This is a genomic window from Pseudoalteromonas sp. G5_S1_54_S4, from assembly GCF_054968565.1.
Genome location: NZ_JBQKUL010000144.1, coordinates 1 through 396 on the forward strand (window position 1 = coordinate 1; position 396 = coordinate 396).

1 pseudogene is annotated in these 396 nt (G+C 58.3%); it reads right to left on the bottom strand.

The annotated features are described in order from the left end of the window. Nucleotides 1–396: pseudogene (locus ACTRWE_RS19300) on the bottom strand (cation transporter); the annotation flags it as partial.

The following is a 396-nucleotide window of genomic DNA, read 5'->3' on the forward strand; positions in this document are numbered from 1 at the left end:
ATCAGACCGGCAGTCATTTCCACCACGAACAGAAGTGCATTGATGCCGAGCAACCAGCGCAGGGTCCCGGATTCTTGCTTAGCAGAAGCTGCCGAAAACTCGGCGGCCTTGATGGTCTCCGGATTTGCAGCGACGGTTTCCTGAAGCGAGGCGCCTAGCCCCAAGGTCTTCAGTTTCGAGGTGACGGGCTCGACCTCGCCGTCATGCACGACCTTCAGCCGGCGGTTCGACAAGTCGAAGGACAGCGCCCGAATCTCCTCAAAGCCGTTCAGGGCTAGGCGAATCATTCGTTCTTCTGATGGACAGTCCATCTTCGGCACGGCATAAACACTGACCCATCTCCCTGGCGCCTCGGAGGAGGCCTGTATATCGGTATCCGCTGCGGACGTTGCATCA